Annotated in this window: 9 protein-coding genes; all 9 read right to left on the reverse strand. The window is 59.0% G+C overall.

Annotated elements, in window-relative coordinates:
* Positions 1–4: 4 nt before the first annotated feature.
* Entirely contained in the window at positions 5–1,003 is a 999-nt protein-coding gene (locus Q4D85_RS01745) for a hypothetical protein (RefSeq protein ID WP_303197826.1), read from the reverse strand.
* A gap of 3 nt (positions 1,004–1,006) precedes the next feature.
* Positions 1,007–1,984 (reverse strand): hypothetical protein, encoded by a 978-nt coding sequence (locus Q4D85_RS01750; RefSeq protein WP_303197828.1) that lies wholly within the window; start codon positions 1,982–1,984, stop codon positions 1,007–1,009.
* A gap of 22 nt (positions 1,985–2,006) precedes the next feature.
* Positions 2,007–3,542: a hypothetical protein gene (locus Q4D85_RS01755; RefSeq protein ID WP_303197830.1), complete on the reverse strand. Its 1,536-nt coding sequence runs from the start codon at positions 3,540–3,542 to the stop codon at positions 2,007–2,009.
* Between the two features lie 23 nt (positions 3,543–3,565).
* The gene (locus tag Q4D85_RS01760) at positions 3,566–5,731 is read right to left on the reverse strand and encodes a hypothetical protein (protein WP_303197831.1); all 2,166 of its coding nucleotides are present in this window, start codon (positions 5,729–5,731) and stop codon (positions 3,566–3,568) included.
* 11 nt (positions 5,732–5,742) lie between these two features.
* The gene (locus Q4D85_RS01765; protein WP_303197832.1) at positions 5,743–8,511 is read right to left on the reverse strand and encodes a hypothetical protein; all 2,769 of its coding nucleotides are present in this window, start codon (positions 8,509–8,511) and stop codon (positions 5,743–5,745) included.
* Positions 8,508–12,140, reverse strand: a complete 3,633-nt coding sequence (locus tag Q4D85_RS01770; RefSeq protein WP_303197833.1) for a tubulin-like doman-containing protein — start codon at positions 12,138–12,140, stop codon at positions 8,508–8,510. Before Q4D85_RS01770 ends, Q4D85_RS01765 begins: the two co-directional genes overlap by 4 nt.
* A 111-nt stretch (positions 12,141–12,251) precedes the next feature.
* A complete protein-coding gene (locus Q4D85_RS01775) occupies positions 12,252–14,939 on the reverse strand; it encodes a vWA domain-containing protein (protein WP_303197834.1) in 2,688 nt (895 codons plus the stop codon).
* A 15-nt stretch (positions 14,940–14,954) separates the two neighbouring features.
* A complete protein-coding gene (locus Q4D85_RS01780) occupies positions 14,955–15,434 on the reverse strand; it encodes a hypothetical protein (RefSeq protein WP_303197835.1) in 480 nt (159 codons plus the stop codon).
* Positions 15,435–15,508: 74 nt separating this feature from the next.
* The gene (locus Q4D85_RS01785) at positions 15,509–16,036 is read right to left on the reverse strand and encodes a TM2 domain-containing protein (RefSeq protein ID WP_303197836.1); all 528 of its coding nucleotides are present in this window, start codon (positions 16,034–16,036) and stop codon (positions 15,509–15,511) included.
* Positions 16,037–16,270: the final 234 nt, after the last annotated feature.

Consider the following 16,270-nt stretch of genomic DNA (forward strand, 5'->3'; position numbering starts at 1 on the left):
TCCCTCACATCAATACCCGCCGTTCCGAGAGGAACCAGCGGAGCGGATCCAAGACGCGATACGGGGCGATTCCTTTCCGGTCCAAATTCTCACCGCGCGGCGACTCCCCTAGCGCGGAGACCGCGAAATACGAGAGCCGCTCCGGCACGCTGCGGTACGCGTCGGCCATCATGTTAAGCAACCGATCTGCTTCTAATTTGGTCAACAGGGATTGGATTTCCAGGTGCAGTACCCATTGGCTGTGATAGACGTAATTGAAGCCGGTGTCGCGCCGAAACCCGGCACCAAGATTTCCCATGATGCTTTTCCAGTCCTGCTTTTCTTGCAGGCGTTCCAGCTCCTGCAAGGTATCGAACTTGGATACCGCCACCGCCAGTTTCGGGCGGGAATCCCCTAACAGCCGCACGATATTGCGAAAGACATCCTCCGGATTTCCGCCCAATTGGCGGGGCGTGGGGATAAGCCCCTGCAGGTATGTGGCAATGCTTGGGACTTTCAGCGGGTCGAAAAGGAAAATCACCAGGTCACAGTGTTTGAAAAACCGCATGGAGTCGGGATCCACATTGGGGTTTTCTAGGTCTTCGCCAGCCACGTCGCGGATGACCAGGTAGTGTTGGCGCAATTCGCCTTCCGGATCCGGCCAATGCCCCAGGCTGAAAATGAATGGGTCGCGCTGGTAGGCGTCCGCATTCACGCTGGTGGGCGTGGGTGGCATGTGTTTGAGCTCTTGGTACAGCGGCTTTTCGTATTTTTCCTGGTACCGCACTCTGGTTGATTCATCGGCCGCTTCGATGGTGATGTGCGGGAACCGCTGTTGGGCGAGAAGCTCTAATTGCTTCACCAAAACCGCAAGATACAGGCTCTTGCCGGAGGCGCGGGCACCGGCCATCGCCACGCAAATGGTCACGGATTCTTCCCAATCCGGCAATAGCGGCTTACCAGTGTAGGAGGTGGTTTGGCCGGGTGTTAATGGTTCGTAGGTGTCGGGGCAACGCGCGTACATGGCTTAGGAACCTCCATCGGCAAACGGATTGGTGATGGCGACCACAGCTGGTTGCTGCAACGCGGTCGCTACAAGCCGGGCGTTATCGGCGATCGCGTCGTGGTTTCCTTCGGTCAGCGCGGCAATCTGCTTTTCGTCCCACGGCACTAAGGTGAGCCGGTGGTCGGCCCCATACAGTTGGTGGTAATTGCGTACTTCCGCCTCAGCGTGCGTGCCGATGACCATGACGATGGGTTCCGGCCGCAGCTTCGATAACACCGGCCGAGGGGAATCTGTAAGCACCACCACCACATGATCGGGTTTGGTGGTGGTTTCCAATTCGGGGCGGCCCACCCGAACCGGAGCATGGGTCTCAAAATCGGTGAGCTGGGTTTCCACATCACCGGCAACTGTGATGTCGAAATGATCGGCTATTCCCAGCACCGCATGTTCAACCGCGCGCAGATCCGAAACGGAAACGTGGGCGCACATGGCGGCGGAGGCGTCGACAAGCAGGTGGAGGGAGGTGGCCGCGCACTCAGTCGCCTCAAGGGCGCGCAAGGCAGAGACCATCGTCATAGCTTCGCGGGGCAGATCAACCGCCACGTTCGACCCGATGGCGCTGACCGCCACGAAGCCCGGCTGCCCGGCAACAGGATGGATTTCGCCGATGAGACGTTCGCTTGCACCGTCGACGCGGACGACGGGTAATTCCAGGCGAATGTGCTCACCGGCGGTCGGCTGCTCCACCACCACGCTGACCGAGTGCTCCGGCGGGAATTGGCCGCCGCCACTCGGGCGCACCACTATGCCCACCCGATTGTCGCAGCCCGTGAGATAGACCTGGGCCGGGTCGGGGCGATTTAATGTGGTCGCACCGGGGGTAACTAGTTCCACGTCAACTGCCTGGCCGTGGACCAGCCACGCCCGGAGCCGAAGAAAACTACCAGTGGCAAGAACATGCGACTCGCCGTCACGAAGCGTGATCGTTTTCGGTGCCATCCGCATTCACTCCAATCCAGGATCAATTCATCGGTGGGATCGTTTGCGACTGTTGGTTGATAAACCGCTGGCGAACCGCATCAATCGTGGGTGATGCCGGTTTTTCAGCCCGCAGCCGCTGCCGCAAGTCGCCCAGAAGTGCGGCGATACCAGGGTGTGGAGGCAACGGCGACGTCTCGTTAAGCGCATGCGCAACTGCACCCGACTCAGCGGGATCGGCCGCCAATTCGCCGAAGAGTCGCACCGCCTGGTCGAGTACTTCTTCGCGTTTCGTATCCGCCAGCGCCGCCAGGTTGTCAGCCCCATGAAACTGCGGCGGCATGCCGTGCAGCAAGACCAGCGCCAGGAACCCGGCGCGGATCGGCAGGTTGGCTGTTGAGGATAGGAGTTCATGCGCGCGTAGCATCTGGGCGAAAGACTCCGGCCCCGGGGTTTGCCGGAGTCTACCGTAAAGCTCCCGCGCTTGGGACAATTCCGGTGCTGGCAATTCGCCTGGTTGCAGTGGTTTTACCCACGCATTCGACTGAGTGAGGGTTCCCGGTATCGGCGTTGGGGGTAATTGGTGGGAATCCGTAGGCGGCAGGGCGGCTGCGGTTGCTTCGTCTTCGGCGAAAAACGGATTCGCGAGGTTTTCGGCATGAGCCGCGGTAAAGTGCTGCAAATGTGTGGTTTGCGGTAGTGATGCGGGTTGGCTCATCGCCTCCCGATACCGATAAAGTTCGTCCGGAATCGGCTGATCGGTGCGCACCAATAGCGCACCGGTATGTGCCACCACTGGGGCTACCGCCGCAGCGGATTCCAGCGGCACGATCGAGAGCTTGCAACCGACGTGAATGATGGATTGGATGCGCTCGGGGGTTTCGTACGTCGAAAAGCTAAAGTCGTCCGGCAACCCCAATTCGCAGGCAACTGCGGCGACCCACAGTGCTGCTTCGGGAAGCGGGCAGGCCAAAACAACGCACCGCCGGGAAACCGAGATGGTGGCGGCGATACACTGCACAAATTCCCGCCGGTATTTGGGTTCCACCTGGACGAAATGAATCCCCAGCGGGTTGTCCCCCACCCAACCATCGGCGAAAGCATCAACCATTTTCTGGTCGATCGGGCCGGGAACCGTCAATTCGGCAGGGATTTCAGCGTTATCCACCTGGGTTTTCCCGAATGGGGTGGGGATTTCTGGCGAATACATGAACTCCGCGGGGTGGTAATCCCCCATGGAAACATCGCTGCACACTTGGGCGAAGGTGAATACATTGCCCGGCCGACCCGTGGAATCCTGCCCAGCTTGGGCGGAAGCATAGAAAACGAAACCCGGCTGCGGACCGACATTCTGCTCAGCCCGGGGCAGCCACGCAAAGCGACGCGGCAAGCGGGCGATCACCTCAGCGGACGGGTAATTACCTGGGTTCTCCCCGCCCACGATGGAGGACGGAATCCATTTTCTGAGGTTATTAGCCAGGTTTTCATCCACCACGCCAGTGCGTTGTCCAACACCCCAACCCCCGGTGCGGTCATCCCGCCGGGAAAACGAAGCGTAACTAAAAGTACCGTTTAACATTTGCCATCACTTTTTATACGAAATCATAAACACAAACCGGACACTGCATCATCATCGACGACGATGCGATCGCCGAGAGTATCCTGCTCCCGGCCATCATCTTGAATAAATAACCGGAGGAAACCGCCTGAATACGGACGACAGTCGATCACCCAATGTTCTCCGCTTTCCTCCGCCGCCGCAACCGACCCCAAAAGCCTCTGCGGCACCAGCACCGAACCTGGCTTAATGTATCCCGATTCTGCACTCGCGGCGCATTTCACGGGGGTGCCGTCGCCCGGAAACAGGGGAAGCCGCAGCGGGTTATGCACCAGGATGAACCTCGGCGGTTGGCGGTCTTCGACACCGTCGCGCCATAGCCACAACCGCGGAAAGCGCGAATCGCCCGCAATATGGGGGTTATTGTGGTCGATGATGTAGCGGTAGACCTTCAACCCCGGATAGGTGATAACCGCAGGTTTGGCCTTGGTGGTCTCCCCTGCGTAAATGCTTTTCGGGGTCAGCGATACTTCATCACCGAAATTATTCAGCTGCAATCGGATACCACCCTGCCGGTGATAATTCTCCGCCGTCAGCTCCACCGATTCGCCTTGCTTCTGCGCCACCTCGACCAAATCGGCGCCGAAAGGCCAGTCGAAGGTTATCAATTGGCTATCGACGCGTTGAATTAGGGTTGGTTCGTGAATCTCCCCCACCCGGTGCAGCACTTTAAACTCGCCAACCAAGGACTGGTCACCGACCACGTTCACCGGCACGCAATACACCTGCGGCCAGTCACTGGGCCACATGACCTCGATAAACACGGTTTCGCCCGGCTCCGAATCAGTGGTGCTTATCCACTCCGTCGCCCCCAGCGCATCGTCGTCCGCCAAGTAGCGGCTGTCCACGGCCTGATTAATGAGGTCGGGCGCCGGTTCAGATTTTGTGAGATAAATCTTCACCTCGCCAGTCGGCGGTGCCACCCATTCCAGGGCTATGCTGTCGTTATCCTTCTTGGGGATACGTATGGCGGTAAGAAGCTCAACCGCCTGAATGTCCGCACTGATGCGGCGGGTAAAGACGGTGCTTCCGTCGCCACGAATGACTTTCCCGCGGAAGACGATCTCCGGAAAAATCTGAAATTCGTATGTTCCGCCGCGAACCGGGACGCTGCACACGAAGCTGCGGGAATCCACCCCGTCGCGTAGCTGATGCGCCGGAAAATCAATCGGGTTATCGGCCCCTGCCTGCCGCATGAATACCGCCATTGAGCTGTGCCCGCGCAGCGGGGTCCAGGTTCCGTTGACGATCCCGTTTGATTCCACGATCGTGACGTCGTGCGGGGCAATGGCGATGCCTTGCTCACCGACGAAAACCGGTTGTACCTCCAGTAATCCCTCCACCGTGGGGGCGGAGTACGCCCATACCATGTAGTGCCGCATTCCGACGTTCGCGGCGATCTCATCCCGAAACGCGGTGCCGCGGGTAAACACCAGCTGGCTTCCCGACTCGGGACTTTGCGGCTGCTCGCTGTCCGCACCGACAACCAGGTAAACGAGGGTGTGGCCCGGCGGGACGGGGAGGGGGTTCCAGTGAATCAAGGCATGCACGGCGTTGCGGTTGTCGTCTCGGTTGCCGGTGTGCTTGTCGACGTCCCCCGGCGCGGCTTCCCCCTCAGCCCGTTCGATCTCCACCTGAATCCCGGGTGGGACGTTGTCGGAGGCGGCCCACTGGTAGGGAACGAATGCGTCGCGGTCGATGCCGAGGATGAAATCCGCCTCATTGACGACCTTGTGTTGGGCGCGCTTTTTCTTCGCCGCAGCCACAAGTCGTGCGGCAAGATCATCCGACGCGGCGGCTGGGGCCGGGCCGGAAGCGGCGTTGTCGTCGGCGCTCGTGTCGGTTTCCGCCAGTTGGTCACGCGGTCCCGCGGCTGCCGGGGTGGCGGGTGGTTCTTCCGAAAGGGGTGATTCTGCTGCGGCATCTGCTTCTGGTGAAATACCTTCCGGCGCAGCGGCGGTTGCGTGCTGCGCCAGGTATTTTTCGAAGGCGGCTTCGTCGCCATTGAGGATCGCTGAGAGTGCGTGCGCCATGGCATCGACATCTGAATGGCGAATCTCGGCGACGGCTTCGGGGGTTGGGTTAGCCAACGCGGATACCTGTAGTAATTCCGCAGCGGGAATGTCATGCAAGTGTTTTCGTAGCGCCATGCCTGATCCTCCTACACCAATCCATCAAATTCGGGGAAGGTGGTATCCCCACCGTTATCGGGTGACTCCGTATGTGTCTGCATGACTGCGTGATCGGCGTCGAATACTGCCGTTGCAGAATCGAAGCCGGACTGGGGCTCCCCCACCAGGTACATCAGCGGCACCGAGGGGCTAAATTGGGCGACGGTCACGCTGTGGTTGAGGTTATTGCTGGCTGGCTCCTTGATATCCGTCGCTGAGAGATTGGTGTCAATGCTGGTGGCGTTCCGGCTGACCCCGGCCGAGCTGACACAGGCATTGGAGAACCGTGACTGAACCCAGTCGAAATCGTGCAGTGGGCTGAGGAATTCAACGCGGCTTGCCGTCTTAGGCGCGTTGTTTTCATAAAATTCCACCGTGTCCACCGCATGTTCAATACGGTGGGTGACCGACTGGTCACTGATGGTTTCCAACCATTTCTCCGCAATGCGATTGCGGTTTTCCAAGGGCTCACCCACCGCGTAGCTGGCTAATTGATCCAGGGTAGAGTTCGTGCCGTAACCAGGCTGACCAAATAGCTCGGCCATTCGGGTGGGGTTGATGCCTTCGGCGCGTTTCATCTCTGTGAATGTGTCCGCCACAAAGGATTGCAGAGCCGATCCCGCCCAACCGGGGCCAAACAGAACCGACCGGATCTCATTGACCAGTTCGGTCTGGGCGGAATCGCTAGCCACCGCGCGACCCAATTGGGTGGATCTGGGCAAACCAGCCGTCGGAATGTTCAACGTCTTGGTGGATTGATCCGGCTGGCCAAATGGCCGGTGCAGCACCCGGCCGATGATGGTATTCCAGCTTAAAAATTGCAGGTATGCGCCCGATAGTCGGTTGACGTCGTGAATCGCGGCGCAATAATTTTCAGAACAAATCTGGTGGTTGTCCAGCAGTAATCGTTTTCGTTCTATCCCGTCGATAATGCCCCGGCGTGCCGCCATGAATACCGCCATTTGGGTACCCAGAATCACCCCGGTGACAATGACCAACAGCAGTGTGTACCAGCGCCAATCAATTCCTTCCCAGCTTGCCAGGAAGAAACGCCAATCCGGTTTGTAGTAGCGGATCATCGCGTAGGTCAGCAGCACAAACAGCGGCAGCCAGATGAGACTCAACAGGCGAAGCTTCGTGGCTAACGTACGGTTTTCTTTTTCGTAGTCTCGTTCTTTAAGTTGCGCCAGTTCTGACTGAATGGCGTGTAGCCTACCCCAGGATTCCCCTACTCGGGACCGGGCGGTATCTAACAGCCCCAACAGGTGGTTGCCCATCGCCCAGGCGAAACTGGTGGATTGGCGCTGGTGCCACTGGGAGAAATCGTCACGCAGCCGCATGATGGAGGAATCGGTGGACTGGGTGGCGGCGTAGGTGAGTTCGTTTTCGAAAACCCGGGCGCGGTACACGTCAAACGGCAGGATATGGGCGTCGTGTTCGGACATGCCCACCAAGTCTCTAAGAATCGGGTGGTAGCCGTCGAAGGCCTGCGCCACATCGGGAACAACGTCACCTGGTCGACGAGCGATCATGGGGTTGTTGTTATTGTCGCGCGGCCCTGCGAGTTCGCCGTGCAGCCGCTCGGCGCCGTCGACAAGCGTCACGGCTGCGTCCGTGTAGTCTTGCCACAGCATGGACAAACTCGGTTCCGGCTCGACCTTAAACCCGTGCCGTTGCACGTGTTGCGAAATGGTGTGGGACTGATCGCGTAGTTGCTCGATCGAGGCGGGCCGTCCCGAACTGTTACCGACGACAACTTCCACGACGGATTTTTCGCCGTATAGGCCCCGTTGGATCGCTGAGGCGGCATTGTCCGTGACCGCGCCTTTGATGGAATCCGCCCACCGGCGGGGTGTGCCGAAGATGGTGAGGAAAAACTCCCGGATAAACGATTTCACCGCCGCGAATCCGTCTTGCCTGATGCTGGCCAATTGCTTTTCGGCCCGCGGCGTGGTGGTGAGATTCGCCTCGTGTTTGCTGATTAACCCGCTGGTGTAGCGCTGTGCCACCTGGGCGGAATCATTGGTAAAGACCGTGTAGCGACCATCCCTGAAGCTCGTGAGCGGCAATTGCTCCGAAATATCGACCACCTGTCGCACCAATTTTTCTTCCAGCTCGCTCGCGTCGATGGTGCGGTGATACGCCCGGGCCAGCCGAAACGCGGATTTCGGGCCGGTGGAGATCGCATGACCGGTACCGTCTAGCACGGGAATTGTGGTAGAGCTGCGCCACAGACCGCATAAACCGATAAGTACTGGGGCGAACACCCGGGCGGCGCCGCTGGGGTCGGTTGAGCGGTACAGCGGGCTTAACGACGACACCGGGCTGTCGGAATCCTCCGGCGCCAGCGCGATGGTCGACCACCCTTCTCGCTCCGCGGGCGGCTGCACCGGGTGCGGCAGCCGGGGCAATAACACGCGGATGCGCGAAACCCGACCCGATACCCGGTTTTCAATCTCGGCGAGCCACCGATCGACCGGGGCAAAGTCGGTTTCCACATCACTATTTATTTCTTCTAGGGCGATCACCGCGACCGTACCGCGCACCTGACGCAAGGCGGCATCAACGGTGAGGAACGGTTCGGCTGGTTGCGTGTCTATCACCCGTACTGCGGGCGAAAAGACGTCGCTTGCGGTGTCGATCCACAGGAACCGTTTCAGCCGACCCAGGGCGGCCACGTCGGAGAGCGTGTGCCGTATTTCCTCGACCACCAGGCCGTGGCCTAAGACCACTACCTGCACGTTATCTATGTCACTCATACCAAACCACCAAAGTCACCGAAATCAGCGGAGCTTGTAGAACCGTTGTCGCTTAAGTGTCCGGCATCAAACACCGGTGCCGACTCGGCCGCCGGTCGGGCGGCTACCAGTTTCGCCTGATCCACCATGGATTTCAGCTGGCGGATCACCGCCAAGACGTCTGGTGCGAAATCCCGATAAAACGGCATATTTGAGGCGTGCTCCCTACTAGGCGGGTTCGCCCACACCTTTTCCACAGGTGTTGCACCGGGGAAACCATTGCTCGGTGTGTGTACGAATTTATCGGCCACCGCCCCGGCCCGGGTCAGCGCCTCGGTAATCAGCTCGGCACGGTCCTCAATCCCGTCACCGACCACTTTATTGTCCCCCGCCGGGAACACCCCGTCCCGGAGGAATTGCGCAATATAGCCAACCGCCGGGTGCTGGATCCCACCCTGGCTATTGGTTGGGTGCTGGGAAGAATCATCGTAGATGCCGCGCAGCGCCTGGTAGGGGCGCAACGACTGCGCCAACTTGCCGTTCGCATCCTTGTTATGCGATTCGGCGTAAGCCAGCAGGATCGACTCGATGACGGCAGGCATCCAGTCCACCGAGTTTCGCATTTGCGACGGCGGAGTCAACATCGGTTGTGGGAATGGCAACCATTCTTTGCCGTCAAATACCCAGGCACGCGCGTCTTTTTGCCCCTGATTGTGCACGTAGACCCGGCCGGTAGCCAGCCCCAAAATCCAGCCGGCCACCAGGGCACGCCGCTCGTCGTTGGACAGCGGTAGCGCCGCCGGGAGCGGCCGAGCCCGGCGCAGCATCCAGGCGTTTTCTTTATCCATCCGGGCGGACCAGTCGTTGGAAATCGCGGGCAGCAGCGAGCTGAACACAATCGGTGAATAGTTCGGGTAGGAGCCGAAGACGTCGATGCGCTGCACCTTTTTCGCGTCGGAAAGCGACTCCAGGAACACCGTCTTGGTTTGATCGTGCAGGTGCGGGACGGCGTTGAGGACGTCGGAAAGCGTATCGGCGGCGGTTAGGTGCTGGAATGGGATCTCCGAGAAACTGTACCTATAGGTCACATCCGAACCGTGCACCAGGCTCACCATAGCCGCATTCACCCCGGCAAGTGGCCGGGCCTGGCTTAATGCGGTGGAAAACGCCGAGCGGAGCCGGTTGAGCCGCTGCTGGTATTCCACATCGTTGACCGACTCGTCCTGGGTCATGTAGGAGCGCAGATCCATCGAGATAAACCGCTCGAAATGATAACCCGTGCGGTTAATCCAGGACCGGGCCCGGCCAAGAAGATCCGCCGGGCGGATCTTCGCCGCAAATACCGCCGGGCTGGATTCCCGGATCTCCCCGCCTGCCGGAGGCGTCTGGAGGTGCTTAGATACCCAGCCTGCGCGGTTGCCAGAAACCTCGGGTCGGCTCGGTGGCGCTAGGGTGTCCTCCGGCGCCTTGATCGCGTCGGTGCTCTCCCACTTGCCGACGATCACGGACCGAGCCGCCAATCGAACCGCTTGGCTGAGGTCGAAAACTGATGGGTCGGACACCTTGACGGTTTCGATCAGCTGATTCGCGTAATCGATCGGGAACGAATCGACCTCGGTTATCAATATCTCGTTGAAAGACCCCCGGAACCGGTCGCTGATCCGTTCATCGGTATCAGTCGGCCACGCCACCGGATCCGTGGTGGACACATCTGCCAGGTGGGAGACGGTGTCTTTCCTGCGGGCGGCTTCCGAAAGATCAACGTGGGCAGTTTCGAGCTCCCGCATTAACCGCTGCAAGGCGGTGACCCGGAAGTCCTCCAGCACCGGGTGCACCACGCGCGCCAGAGCCACCAGCATGTAGGTGCGCAATTGCGGCCGGTATGCCGCTGCCACCGCGTCGAGGATTTCCCCACCCCCGTGGACTCGTTTATTGCCGCTCAGCGGGTGCAGCAAGGCGTCAATATCCGCAGGTTTCGCCGCCGGGTTCATTCCGGTGGCGTTGCCAATGGCATTGTGCAGCGCCACCGCAATCCCCTGCTGGATAATGTCGTTGATCTCGCCCAGAACCGCCTCGACGAACGGGACACCCACCACGGATAGCTCCCGCTCCGCCACCGACAGTACGCTGTCGAGCAACCAGTCGGCGTATTCGTACACGGCCGCATACGCCGCATTATTGAGGTTTGTCGCCAACGTGGTGGAAATGTTCGGATGCCCCAGGCGCTGCTCAATCTCCCGCGCCCAATCCCGGCTTTGCTGCCCGTCGCTTGGTTGTGGCAGAGCTTGGCGCAGCCAATACACCGCGGCAGAGACTGCGTTTGTTATCTCCGTTTCGAAATTTGCATCCAGCCAACCAGAGATCATGGAACCGGTAGGCTGTGTGCCCCTAAACTCCGGGTTGATCCGTAGTTCTTGCAGGATATACGGCATGCGTTCGGCTAATTTGGCTTTTAATTGCTCTTCGCCGGTTGCCAAGTTCGTGGGATCAATGTGCCCGGTTAATAGCCGGTCGAACGCGCTTCGGGCTAGACGTTGCGCCGAATATTCGGCGTACTTGTCCCGCCCCATGCTCAGCTGCGCATAGCCCATAGAACCCCACGGCATTCCATCCCACTTCAGTTGCGCCGGGTCAGCCCAGCCCAGGTAATCCCGGTTAGCCCCCGGCGATCCGGTATTAGCCAGCGAATACTGGACAAAACTGTCGCTTGCCTGGTCGGAATACATCAACGCGCTCAGCGCCCGCCCTAGTCCGCGGTACACGCCGGTGGAACTGCCGTCGCCGAACTTCGCGCCCTCTTCACCCATCCGATTGCCGATCGGGAACATCCGGCCGAACGTGGTCGGCCGGTTAGCGCCATTGATCCCCAGCGCCTCATACAGCTGCGCATCGGAAGCGGCTGCGGCGCCGGTTTGGCTAGCGATCGCCTCGCCGAACATCGCAAGCGAATTAGGCCACGTACCGACCATCATTTCCGGCGGAATTTCGGAAAACACCTCCGGGGTGAGCATGAAAACACCCGTGTGTTCCGGCTTTGCGTTGGGCAGCGTCGATAAGATCCGGCAGATGTCTAAAAACATCGAAGCGCCCGCGCCACCCGCCATGGAGGAGATCACGAGAATCACCGGTGAGGTGTTTCGCGAATGCGAACTCTTGCCGGTAATCGCCAGGTTAAGTTCGTCTAATTCGGTGTGTGCCTCGGTGGTATTGAGCGCGTCCAATGCGCTATTGAGCCCGTCTTGGATTTTCTTTATCGCGGGAATCGTCAGCATCCGCCCCAATGCCCGGTACTGGCCAGCCCCTTCGGACACCGGTGTGGTGATCGCGCCTGGTACCCGGGGTACCCACGTTGCTACTTCCTTCAACCCGCCGTTGTGGATCAGTTCGCTAGTGGTGCCGGTATCGAAGGTGGAGTAGCGTTGCCTGCTGCCGATGCCGATGTACCGGCCGCCGCATTGTTGGACGTTGGGGAGGTTATCCGGCCCAGCTTCTGGCGCAATCGGAACGTCGATGGTGACGAATTGCCAACACTGCGGCAGTCGCGTGCGCTCCGGTTGGATTGTGCGCAACAATGCCTTGAGCTGGTCAATCATATACGCTTGGGTTTTTGCGCCTGAGCCGCCACAACCAACTACCAAAAATTTACGCATCAATTCTCCTACAAGGATATTTCAGTTAAAGCCTCGGCCGGTTCCTCAACAACCACGACTTTCTTAAGGAACAACCGGTTGAGCTTGAGGTTTCCGACACTATGAACGTTGTTAATCTGCAAAGGGGTCCTGCACACCGCCGGTGGTCGGACCCGCCGGAGGTTTCGTATTCGGATCAGGTCTCTCGGCCGCGTCCGACTGCGATTGTTGCCCACCGAATCCCGACGAACCGCCGAAAGGTCCGCTCTTCGTCCGCGGCGTATCACCACCGTGTGGCTTTACGACGCCACCGGGCCGAACGTCCACCCCATCACCGAATGGATCGGCGGCACTTCCTGGGGCTTCCACCACCGCGCCGACCGCAGCAGTCGGGGCTGGTGGCGCAACCTTTTCGAAGAAATCCGGGGCCTTTTCGGTTATCTCCTGGGACATGCGCTGTAATTCTTCGTTGCTGATATTGTGATCGACGATAACCAAAACCTGCCCCCGGTTCTCGTCCTGCGGGTTGCCGAACAACACCCAGTTTCCGCGCAACGCCAGCGGCAACCGGGCGGCTTCCCCGATCTGTGTGCCAGTACCGGCAATCGCCGGGCTATCAGCGGTGACAGCATAGGCGGCGGTGAAGGGGTTGAGGTCCCGGCCGACGGTTATCTCTTTGCCCGCCAGCACCACCCGGCGCGGCTGCGGGGTTACGCCGGTTGTGTTTAAGACAACGGATTCATAGTCGAGCTGAACCCGGCCGCCGGTGTCTTCGCGCACAAGGGTGCCGTCTGGCGTGCGGGTTACCGGGAAGCTGTATCCGTGCAGTTTCGTACCCACCAAAACACCGGTGATGTGTTTGATGATGTACAAAATAGCCAATGGAATCAGGATTCCCAGCAGGATGGCGATGACGAGAACCGCCACGAATACCGGTGGATTCACGGGCGCACGCATGCTGCCGCGCATTTCCACGGGTACTTCGCCGCTGGCGTTGTCTTCCAATGCCATCATTTTCACCACCGCGTCGAATGCCAGTGGGCCGTCCCGGAGCGAGTCGACGGTTATGGTGAGCGGCAATTCGCCGCGATCGCCTTCCTTCAGCAGCAGGGCGGAATCAGCACTATTGTGTTTTGCGGCAAAGTTTAGCGCGCCAACATTATCCGGGGCGGTTAGGTTTTCTTTGATTCCCGCCGGATCAATCCAGAGCTTTCCGGGCCCTTCGACGGGGATGGTGATGGTGGTTTCTTTTTCTTCCACCGCAAAATTAACGACACGTGGGGCTTTAGGCAGGTGAGCTGGCGAAATGACTATCGGGTATCGCGCCACCACCGGCGATAACTCGGTGCCGGGTGTATCCCCCACGCCGCGCGTGGTGATGGTGGTGCTTAAAACGATCTCACCCGTGGTGGGTTCGGTGACCTCAGCCAGGGCGAATTCCACCGCTTTGCCGTCCACAATCGGCTGCGGTTGTCCCATAGCGACTGGTTCGCCGTTAGCTGGCACAAATTGTGCCGAGATCAATGCGTCACCGTCGAGCGCCCGGGGTTGCCCATGCCGATCGACCAGCGTGGCGTGCAGCGTGTCGTTGGTGGATAAACCCACTGTCTTGGTGTTGCTTAATTCCTTGACAACGGTGTTGAGACCAGGGAATATCTGCATTTTGGCGCTATAATAGGTGGTCTTTTCCCCGTGGGTTTTATAGCCGAACGCCCACTTGCCCGCCCAATCATCGTCCTTGGCCTTTTCCATGGAAATATCGACCATTCCAGGCACACTGGCGCCGAGTTCAGCCTCGATCGTGGCACCATTCACAGTGTGCTTGGGGGTTGTTAGTTCCAGCGTTTCTCCGCTTGGTGTTACCAGAACCGGAATTAAAGTCCCATCGGGTACCACTTCTTCGGGCTGGGAGGAGATGCGCACCTCGGTGATGGAATTGTCCAGCACGAATGCCAGTTGGCTGTGGGTATCGCCTCGATGTTCCACGGAGGCGGAATCTGGAAGCAACGAACGAAACGCAGCGAATAGTCCCGCCGGGTTCGATTCCGCATTGAAGAACGCCCCGTTGGCTTCCTCCCCTGCCGCGCATTCATTGCCTTCGGCCATCGACCGCAGCAATTGTTCCGGGGAGTCTTCGCCAGCGGGGATTAAGCCGACGGTGAATAGTTGGACACCGGCGTCGCGAGCTTTCGATACCACACCATTCTCGCTGCACACCGCCTCCCGGGCAGCAACGTCCGCTTGGCTGTCGCCCGGAACTGTGAGCAAACCGTCAGTGAAGAACAGGATGCTGCGGCACGTATCTGGATCGGGTTGCGCCGCAATATCGGCAAGCGCGCCATCAAGCGCGACCCCGTAATTGGTGTAGAGGTCATTGTTGCGGTTTTCAAAACCAGAGATTGCTGTATCCAGCGCGGCGGGATTCTTCGACACGTTGGTCCATTCCCCGTAGGTTTCGGGGTTGGAACGATACCCCTCGCCGAAGCCTGCGAGTTTGACGTTAATGTCCGCGTCGATGTCGGCTGCGGATTTCCCGAGTTGAGCCACCAAATCCTCAACCGCAGCCACCCGAATGTTTTTCGGGTCCGATGCAGGTCCGCCGTTATGTCCCCGCAGGGAGGCCGACTCGTCGATGACGAAGATGATGTCCGCCTTTTTCTTGGTGGCGATACATGAATTCAGCCGTTCCAGATTGCGGGCACCAGTTTCGGAAACGTTGTTCTGCTGCGCGAATGCGGCTGGGGCCGCGACAAGCCCGGTGAGGACAGCGGTGGCTATAACTCCTATGGTTTTGTAAACGGCGTTACCAAAGTTTTTCACAGCGATGTCCTGACGTTAGTTTCCGATGGTCTTTGACAGCCAGAGGGCGATCTCAACGGCCGTTATGATGACCGCGATGGAACCAAGCGCAAGCGTTGCCCGCACCAAGAGGGTCTGCGTCGGGTTTTCGATATACAGCCCCGCCGCTTTTCGACGATTATCCGCGCCGATGTGCAGCCCCAATAAAATAAACCCGGCGATTCCTGCTAAAAACCACCCGATGATCGCCATAATCCGGAAACCATCGTCCGTCGCACTGCCGCCGATGATGGGGGCACAAACGGCAAGAACCACGGCTATTCCCGCGCACAGTACCGCCACTATCACAAACGGCCACGGGCCGGTTACCGGCGTGGGTACGCTGCGCGGCGCTTCAGGCACCTCCCCGAAGCCGCCCGGTGCCCCGGTTCCGAACTCCGTCGTGCCCGATTGGCTGGGTTGGTTGGAACTGAAGGGGTCAAAAGCGGCCGGACTAGAGCCAAAATTTGTGGACATCCTGGAGTCCTCCTTGCGACGGAACCCTCGTTGCACGGGGTTACCTGTGGTTTTCCTAACTGACCGTGAAGCGACTATCGCTTAAAAGAATATCTAAACCGCCCGCTATCGGTGATCATCTGGATGAGGTCAACCCAAACCCACACGAATACGGCTAACAGCATGGGGAGTCCGATAAAGCTCAGGAGCACCGTGGCCGTGAGTAAAGCACCAAAGAACCCCAAACAAATCTGAGTTATGGCGATGCTGTAAAAACCCGTGTAGAAATTATGCGCGCTGGCACCGGATAGGAAGACCCACAATAGTATTGCGATTGTCTTATCTTTGGTCGGCTGCATGGTACCGGGCACGAAACCATACTGGGGCATTAATCCTGGTTGCGTGTATGTTTGTTCTAGCGGAACCGTACCGTAGGTCGAATCATACATTCCCGGTGTAGAACCGTAAGTGGTTGGGGTTTGATAGGTGGTCGGTTGCGGGGTATACGCGGCATAGCCGTCAGCGTTGTACGGCTGGCCGGTGCCGTAATAATCGTTATGGGCCGACGCCGGGTTCGGGAATGGGTTTGCCATTGGATCCGGGGTGTTATTGGGGTTGGTCATCGTAGCGTTCCTTTGTTTGTAGCATTGTGCTTTTTCTACACCAGGCAATCTTAAATCTTACCTGCAACATGACGACCCAAATGGGGTTAGCCTTCCCATTCGTCCGTGCTATGCGGGATAAAACCCCACGTCACGGCGGAAACTGAATGTCCGGTTTCCTCCCCCAACCTCCCCCGATTTCCGTTAATCAGTAGCACACCCGCCGCACACAGTCTGCGATATACCACCCGGATA

This window comes from Corynebacterium sp., from assembly GCF_030532965.1.
Lineage (GTDB): Bacteria > Actinomycetota > Actinomycetes > Mycobacteriales > Mycobacteriaceae > Corynebacterium.